The organism is Pseudonocardia sp. ICBG1142 (assembly GCF_020496255.1).
In the GTDB taxonomy this organism is placed as follows: Bacteria; Actinomycetota; Actinomycetes; order Mycobacteriales; family Pseudonocardiaceae; genus Pseudonocardia.
In genome coordinates this window covers 1-8,079 of the sequence record NZ_JAHLJC010000050.1, presented here as the reverse complement: position 1 = coordinate 8,079, position 8,079 = coordinate 1, and the positions used below count along the sequence as shown (strand labels likewise).

Sequence of the window (8,079 nt, the reverse complement as noted above, 5' to 3'; positions counted from 1 at the left end):
TTGGCAGTGCCAGCCGCGCCCGTCGTGGACGGGTGGGAGGTTCCAGCGTGGTGTCCAGCCCTGCTTGAACTTGCTGTTCAGCGCGGGCAGGCCGAGGTTGCGTAGGGCGTTGACCACGGCGCTTTCGTCGACGATCACACCCCGCCCGGTGCCGTCCTCGTCGTCCTCGACGGGAGCAGCCCAGGTCGGTGCCTCGGTCCTCGCTCGCCCGAGCGCCCACAGTCCGAGCACCGCCCCGGCTCCGGCCAGGGTGGCGATCACGGTGGCGTAGACGGTCACGAACGTGACCACCCACGCGACCGCGTCGATGACCCCAGCGATGGGGGCGATGACCAGGGAGATGTCCTTGGCGGCGATCGCGAGGACGGCCCCGAGGCCGAGGAGCATCCCGAGCGCGATCAGCGCGCCGACCCCAGCCGCACGCGCCCAGGCCAGCGGCGCGTTGACCCAGTCCATCACCCGCCCATGACGACGCTGCTTCTCGGCGACGTCCCGGGCCTCCCACTCCAACAGGCGGTCCTGGTCACCTGCGATCTCGGCGGCGCGCATCTGACGCTCATACCGGCTGGTGCCGTGGGTGTCCCGCCACCGCTGAACGAGGACCCCGGCGCCGGAGAACACATAGAAAGTGTTCCTGACCAGCGCCTTCGTGGTGGTGACGGTGGCGGGATGGGTCGCGGCGGCGAGGGCGCCGCGGCCGGCCTGCGGCGTGCAGGTCGGAGCGGTAAAGGTCCCGCCGCGACACCCACCCCGGTCCCCGGTGTCCCGGGCGCGGGGCCTTCCACCTGCGCGCCGCAGGCCACGATCTCGCCCTCGACCACCACCGGGGCTCGGCGTCGCGGGTGCCGGTGTGCTGGTGCAGGGTGATGACCTGCGCCAGCTTGTCCCCTGATGACGCGTGGTGGGCTGGGCTGGCGCCGCCAGCCTCGTCGCGGCCGGTCTGGTCGTCGTGGTGGCTCATCGCGGGCCTCCGCCCTGCTGTTCGTCTCCGCCCCGAGGTTCGGGGTCGTCACGGAGCTGGCGGGCGCGGGCGGCCGAGCAGCGCAGGCCCCTGCGGATGGACTCGGCTGAGCCGGGGTCGACCCGGCCGTCAGCGACCGCGGTCCGGAGGAGCTGCCGAAGATCATCGAGGGTGCGCGGGGTCGACCCGGTTTCAAGATCATGGTCGGGGTCGACTCCTAGGGTCGACGATGATCTTGGAGGGGTCGACTGTCGCAGGTCAGCCCTCGACTCCCCACCCGACTCCTCCGGGCTGCGGTCGAGGATGGCGACACCGCCCCCATGATCATCGTCGAGGTGCGAGTCGACCCCGGAGTCGAGGCCGTCGAGGGCCGGGTCGGCCTCGTAGTCGTGGTCGTTGGTGAGTCGGGAGCCGACACAGCCCGCGCCCTCGACGAGGGCGGCCAGTGCCCAGTCCCAGTCGTCGGCGCGATTGATGCCGACCGACGCATCCGGTGTGACAGGTCGTTCCGGGGCGGTGGTCGCGGCGAGTGTGCGGCGCCGGACCTGGTAGGTCCCGGGTCGGTAGGCCAGCTCCGCTGTGCCGTTGGTCTGGATGACTGCTGCGGCGTCGCGGACGGCGAGGCGTCGTGCGCGGTCGGTCTTCGCCTCCACCAGCGCGGTCAGACGTGCCGCCCGTCGCTCGGCCCGGGAGCGCGGTGCTCCGGCCAAAGTCAGTTGGTGCGCGGCGACGCCTGCGATGGACACGACGGCCATGACGATCCCGGCGGTCCAGCCTTGGTGGAGGCCGTGGAGGAGGTTCATCCCGGCGGCGACCAGGGAAAAGAGAACGACCCCGGCCTGCAACCCGGCCACCGGCTGGTCCGGTGCGTGGTGTCGGGATGCGGTGATGGCGAGGGCGAAGGCCCACATGCCGAGTTCGGTGATCCCGGCCAGTAGCAGGCCGCCGGGGCCGTAGATGGTGGTGCCGTAGGTGGCCATGGCGGGTGCGGCGAGGGCGAAGGACAGGAGCGCGATCGGGTAGATGAGCAGCTCCACGACGTGGGCAGAAGCCCAGGTCAGGACCTTGGCCAGGGCGTCGGCGCGGACCTGCCGCTGCTCGGTCCGGCGACGTTCAGCCGCGTCGCGGTCGGTCTGGGCGCGGTCGCGGCGGGCGTTCTGCTCGGCGATCCGCCGCTGCGCGGCAGCGTCGGCGGCTTCGCGGGCGAGGCGGGCGTCCAGAGCGCGGGTCTCGCGCCGCTCGGCCGCCCGGGTCGCAGCCCCCGAGTGGTTCGTGGTGGTCATGCTCCGGCCCTCCCCTTGCCCTGCTGACCAGCCGAAACCCGCTCAGCGGGCGACTCAGGGCCGTCGGAGGCGTCGTCTGCGGCAGGCAACTCGCCCCGGGCAGTCGAGGCAGGGACGGCCCGGCGGACCTGCCAGAGGCGCAGCTCAGCGGCAGCCCACCAGCCGGTCACGAAGCCGAGCGGTGCGGCGAACCACCAGGTCAGGCCCAGTGTCGCCCCCGCCAGGGCGGCGACGACAGCGATCTCGGTGGCCCGATCCCGAACCACCGTGACGGCACGGTGAAGCAGCGCGTTCATGCCACCTCACCGCCCTGACCAGCGGAAACGACCACGGGACGTCGGGGCGGAAGCGTCAGCAGGCGACCTGCGGACGCCCCGTCAGACGACTCGTCGGCCGGATCGGGGTCGTCGAGGAGGTCGCCGTAGAGGCGGTCGATGACCCGCTCGGTCAGACCATCCGGGCACCACGAGAAGCCCTGGTCAACGCCGGGATCAGGGTCGCTGTCGGGGGAGTTTGGAAGAAAAGTTCCACCTACCGGTGGAGACGTGCAGACGCCAAGGGCAGCATGGCCCATAGCCGATCACCTGTTCTCTCAGGTTGTTCGGTTAGGTCGCCGCCCCGGAGTGGAATCCTGGGCGGTGACCGCAACCCCGCCGGGCTGGCGGGCTCGCTCCTCAAGCTAGACACGACCCCGCACCGGCTGTCAAGCACTAATCTCGACCGGCCTGCCCGCCGTCACCTGCGCCCCACATTGATCACGGAACGTGACGATGGGCTCGAATGGCTGCCTGGGCGCCGTTTTTGCTGGTCAGCCCACGTTCAGGGTGATCTTCGGCGCGTGTGAGCGCGCTGGCCGTTGAGGGGGTGGCACGGCTTGAGCCGTGCCACCCCCTCAAGCCGTGCCAGGGGAAAATGGGTATTGACCTGGGTAAACAGTAGGGGTGGCACGGCTGTCTCGGCTTGACTCGGCTTGGGGGTCGTTTCGGGACATCCCCTGGAGTCTCACTCTGCGTGACGGGCCGGGGCCGAGTGGGGCGCGCCAGCGGTCTCGATTATCGGTGGTGCGTGGTTGCGTTTCCGGTGCTGCAGGGTGCGGCGCTCTGCAGGTGTTGCTGAGTACTCCCCTGCCGCCTCTTCTGCCGCTTGTAGTACCGGAGGGCTGGGCGTTGTCAGAGCCACGGATGAGGGCTCTTTTGCGCTAGGGCGGGGGTGGCGCCGGGCACAGTATTGATGTGACTGGTTGTGCGGTTTCAAAGGTGCCGCAGGATGGATTTAGTATCTGCCTGCACGGTGTTTTGGTGCGTGCAGGAGCCACTGCATCCGCCCGATGCGCGATCCGGCGGATGTGGGGGTTGTCGCGCTATCGTTGAGGTCGCGTGTCCTCGGTGCTGTCGGCCTGACAGGTGGCCCAGTAACTCCCGAGAGGGGTTTTGTTCCTCCCGAGAGAACACAAGATCGTTTTCGGGGCCGTCTTCTGGACTTGCCCCGGGGCGCTCTCAGGTAGGTCATCGTTGTGACCTGCTGTTGTGTGGGTGGTGGAGTGAGTCCCGCTGGGTCGGGCTGGCGGGTTGTGGTCGCGGAGCGGCCGTGATCGTCAGTACGTAGTTCCATGGTTTGAAAAAGGCAAAGGTCAAGGTCAACTGACTACGGCAGGAGTGGGTGGTTTGAGCTTGTTTGGGTGTATCTGTCCGTAGTGGCTGAGTGTGTTCGCGTGATTGCTTCTGGTAGTGGTTCTTGACCACCGGGGGGGGGGGGCGTGTTCGGATGCGGTCATGTGCACGAAGAGGTTCGCATCTGCGTCGCGTGTTATCGGGACTGTGTTAGTTGTGGCTGTTGCAATGGGGTCGGCCACTGGGATCGCTTCGGCCGAAGCTCCGGTAGTGATGACAGGAGTCTCGGTCGCCGCCCCCAGCCAACGCGGAGACCTTGAAGCTAGTGGAGTCTCCCCAGTTGGAGATGAATCGCTGAGTCCGGATGAGGCGCGCCGGGCCGCCGAAGAGGCAGAGTATTTATTCTCTGTCGTGCTTGTGAACGACGGTGAGCAGTGGCGGGTAAATCCGGCGTTTTCTCGCGATAAAGATTTTCGAGAGCTGGCCCAGGTGGCAGAAGCGCTCAATGGACCCGTTCCTTACCATGCGATCGACTCCCCGCAGTATCGCGAATGCGTGCTCAATGCTGTAGGGCTAGGGGCTCTTACTGCGGGTGCAGCTAAAGGGGGCTCTCAACTCGCGTATCTCATGGCCGCTAAGAAGTGGAAAGACGTCGCGTACGTGCTGGCGCGTTTGGTCGGAGTGAACGCGTTAAAGGGTGGTCTTGCCGGGGCGGCAGTTTCTTTGGCGGGAGCTGGAGCGTGGTGCGCGACTCCGTGGGCGAAATGAAGCTGTATCGGATTTTCAGGACGCCCAGTGCCGCGCGAGATGCTGCTGACTTCGTTCTCGGACACCTTCGCGAAAGAGGCGCAGTCGACTACTTTTCGGAAGAGAGATTCAATCCTGTCATTGAGCTGGCTCGACATGGTGCATGGAGCGAGGCAGCAAAAGAGTATCGGAACATCACGGGTGCGGGCATTAAAGATAGCGTAATTGCGGCCGAGATTGCCCGACGGATCGTCAAAGACGATAAGCGCCGATGAAGAGGATCGTTCCCTGCCCGCCATGAGTCTATATCGCCGATCATCGAGGCTTATTCAGGCTCCGTCAGGTAAGTGTGTAGAAGATGAGTCCGATGACTGCCGAGATTGTCGTTTTAAATGTGGCGTAGGGCCGCCGGTAGTCTGTGTGGAGAACTTTCCACGTTTTGATATGGGCGATGACTCGTTCGATGGTGGCGCGTGTGTGGTTGAGGCTCTTGTTGAATGTTTTTTGCCAGTCGAGAAGTTCCCGGCCGGGTGGTTTTTTGAACGGGGTGAGCATGCCGCGCCCGATGTATCCTTTATCGCCGATCGGGGGGTATGTGGCGAGGTGGTCGAGGGCGCCGGATTGGTCGAGGCAATATAGGTCGTGTCGGGATCCTGGGGTCGGGTCGGAGATCCACGACAGCTGCCCTTCCAGGGTGGCTGCGACCTGGACGACGACGCCGGTGGTGCGATGCTTGCCCGACCACAGACCCGGCACCGCGGCCCATGACCAGCAGGGCAGCAAGGTTCCATCGATGATGTACTGCCGATCGGCACGAAGCTCCTCTGCCGTCGGAACGACACTCCGCAGCGCCTGTGCCAGCAACGGTGTCACCCCCGTGATCGCTCGACTAACCGTCGACTGCGACACCCCATAGGTTTCCGCCAACTCCCACTGCACACGATTCCCGCGCAGATACGCCAACGTGATCACCACCGACCAGAACAACCCCAGAACCGGCGGCCAAGACAAACGTGCCTCCGTCGCGTCCCGCTGATCCTGCTCATACACTATAGCGACAAGATCCTGAATTTCATCACGCCGGAAACCAGTGGTATAGTACATACTGCGGCAGCCCGTTCATCTCGGATTGATTCGGCAAACCAATATTCGCGATGGACGGGCTGTCGCCCAACCCGACACGCCGGGCTAGATCGTTATTTCACGGGGCCTGAATAAGCCTCAAGGTAAAGGTCAAGGTTAACTGACTGCGGCAGTGTGGGCGGTTTAGGTCGCTTTGGGTGCATCTGTCCGTAGTGGCTGAGCGTGTTCGCGTGGTTGCGTTCAGTGATGGTCCTTGATTGGTGACGGCGTGGCCGGAGGTGGTGGCTGATTCTGATCTTGACGATCGACTGGGGTGACTGCTTCACTCGGCCGGTGATGATCAGGAAATTTGCGAAACGAATGGCTCCGGCAGCGAATGCATTGTTCGCTGTGGGGTTGTCGTTATTGATGTTGGTGGGTGTCTCTTCTGCTGCGATGGCACAGGAGTCAGGCGAGGTGGACAGAGTCGAGGTGGGCACTTCGGGGGATTCTGCTCATCTTGTTTTTGAGTTTGATAGGCCGTTGCAGCGAGAAGAGGCAGAGAAAATTCGTGTCCGCTTCGCGCGTGATATTCCCTTTGGGGTTCGTCAGGCTCCGCGAGTGGAGACTCTGGGATGCCGTAATGGACTGGATCGTCCTGATCGGAACGGGGTGCTGTCGTTGCAGTTTACGTGTCTGCCATCTCATGGCGTGGTCGCATGGGGTTATCGGTTGTCACCGGCAGTGAAGGCGACAGTTGTCGGACCGGTCAGGGAAGACGGGCTGCGGTGGTGGCAAAACAGGACGAGTAGACCCAAGAATTCCGGTCACGTGGAGTCGGCGGACTATATTTTCCACGGTTCAATGAATCCGGTGTTCGTGAATGATGTCCTTGACTATCAAGATTTCTTCACGTATCGCCATAATCTCGGTGGGGGTGGGACTGCGAAGCTGACATTTGCCGGGTCGGCCCGCCTGACATACTGATGACCAGCGAGCAGAGTTCTCCTTATCGATCGTGGGTGGCTGCGAGCGGTGCTCCCGAGGAGGTCCTAGAAGCGGCGTCGGGTGTTTGTGAAGCGCAGGCACGACGGCTGGTAGAGGGGGTTTTACGGGATTTGGAGTTGAATGATCGTGGGTGGCGGGTCCGTTCTGTGCTCGTGTCGTCGCTGCCTCCGCCGCCCCCCCCGTGTTCTGGTCTGGATGTAGGGGAGGACCTTGTAGTTGAGATCGAGTCGGAGGGGCCCTCGGTCATTGGCGTGTACTTCACGACGTCGGTCACTCACGAGTCTGCGTGCGTGGCCACTGCTGAGCAGGTTCAAGATCATGTTCTGGAACTGGAGCATGGGACGCCTCGACCTCCTTGTCCGGAACATCCACACCCTCTGACACCCCGCCTGGTGGACAACGTCCCGACCTGGGTGTGTCCACGTGATCCGCTGCATTGCAGCTTCCCTGTATCTGGAACATGAGATCGGTGGTCTGCACGGTCGGTCCGGCACCGAGCCGAAGGTCATCAGTGAGCCTTTCCCAACCTGTTTGTGCTGGTCAGGCGGGGTCGGAGCGGAGGAGCTGGGGCGCGATATCGCGTTGAACCAGCCTTCGCCGCTGGCGTGAGGGCCGGTCAGCACTTCAGCGCGACGTTGACCTGCTCCTCCGGAGGGCTCGGGGGCTGGGTGCCGCGGCGGCGGCCTTCTGGGGTGGCGCCAGGGGCCATCGCTACGGGCTTCGGGCTCATCAAGGCCGTGACGGTCTCCTCCGGGGGTGCGCCGCCCGGGGGTGAAGCGTCCGGGCGGGACCGGCACCGGGCCGGTGATCATCAGTGATGCATAGGTGTGGTGGCTGTTGATCTTGGTTGGTGGTGTCGAGCTCGTTGTAGGCGAGCGCTGTCGGCTCGGCGGGCCGGTTCGGTGGCGTCTCGCCACCGAAGATCAACAGCCACAGGACCCATGCATCATCTGATGATCTTGGGCGGTGGGCTCCGGTCCGGGGCTTGGTCGTGGCGCCGGTCGGCCGGTTCACCGCGCAGCCGCGCAGCAAGATGTGCGTTTTCCTCAGGAAAACGCGGGCGGGCGCCCCCGGCGGGCTGCTGCTGCTGCTGCTGCTGCTGCTGGGTGCGGTGCCGCTGGCGCTTGGTCGGAGGCCGGGTGGGGGTGACACGCCGGTCTGACCTGGGGGTACGCGACAGACGGGCTTGTTACCTGGGAGTATTTGAGTGGCACAGCAGCAACAAGCCAAGTCAGAGTTTCGGGTGAGCGCCAGCGAGCCCGCACCCCTCCGGCCGCGTCAGCGGCCGGAGACAACACAGGGCGAAGCTCAATGCCCTGGACCGGCACCGCGCCCCTGTCGGCGGTGGTGAGAGTTCCCCCGGATGATCGGCTCTGACCTGTGGGTTCCCCAGGCGCTGCCTCGGGCG

At 64.9% G+C, this 8,079-nt stretch carries 6 protein-coding genes and 1 pseudogene; 3 read left to right on the top strand and 4 right to left on the bottom strand.

Annotated features, from left to right (window positions below; translation table 11 throughout):
- The 3 genes and pseudogenes from KPL59_RS35230 to KPL59_RS35220 all read right to left on the bottom strand — a co-directional run.
- Positions 1 to 621: pseudogene (locus KPL59_RS35230) on the bottom strand (hypothetical protein); the annotation flags it as partial.
- Positions 622 to 957: 336 nt separating this feature from the next.
- On the bottom strand, positions 958 to 2,244 hold the full coding sequence (locus KPL59_RS35225; RefSeq protein ID WP_226363326.1) for a hypothetical protein: 1,287 nt from the start codon (positions 2,242 to 2,244) through the stop codon (positions 958 to 960).
- The gene (locus tag KPL59_RS35220) at positions 2,241 to 2,540 is read right to left on the bottom strand and encodes a hypothetical protein (RefSeq protein WP_226363327.1); all 300 of its coding nucleotides are present in this window, start codon (positions 2,538 to 2,540) and stop codon (positions 2,241 to 2,243) included. Before KPL59_RS35220 ends, KPL59_RS35225 begins: the two co-directional genes overlap by 4 nt.
- 2,054 nt (positions 2,541 to 4,594) lie before the next feature.
- On the opposite strand from KPL59_RS35220, the gene KPL59_RS35215 reads away from it, so the two are divergent.
- Positions 4,595 to 4,876 carry a hypothetical protein gene (locus tag KPL59_RS35215; RefSeq protein ID WP_226363329.1) on the top strand — a complete coding sequence of 94 codons (282 nt, stop codon included), beginning with the start codon at positions 4,595 to 4,597 and terminating at the stop codon, positions 4,874 to 4,876.
- A 64-nt stretch (positions 4,877 to 4,940) separates the two neighbouring features.
- On the opposite strand, the gene KPL59_RS35210 is transcribed toward KPL59_RS35215, so the two are convergent.
- Entirely contained in the window at positions 4,941 to 5,705 is a 765-nt protein-coding gene (locus KPL59_RS35210; protein ID WP_226359944.1) for a transposase, read from the bottom strand.
- A gap of 276 nt (positions 5,706 to 5,981) precedes the next feature.
- Here KPL59_RS35210 and KPL59_RS35205 point away from each other — a divergent pair, with 276 nt between their 5' ends.
- Both KPL59_RS35205 and KPL59_RS35200 read left to right on the top strand, forming a co-directional pair.
- Positions 5,982 to 6,650, top strand: coding sequence for a hypothetical protein (locus tag KPL59_RS35205; protein WP_226363330.1), 669 nt, complete (start codon positions 5,982 to 5,984; stop codon positions 6,648 to 6,650).
- Between the two features lie 1,006 nt (positions 6,651 to 7,656).
- Positions 7,657 to 7,833 carry a hypothetical protein gene (locus KPL59_RS35200; RefSeq protein ID WP_226363361.1) on the top strand — a complete coding sequence of 59 codons (177 nt, stop codon included), beginning with the start codon at positions 7,657 to 7,659 and terminating at the stop codon, positions 7,831 to 7,833.
- The last annotated feature ends 246 nt before the right edge of the window (positions 7,834 to 8,079 follow it).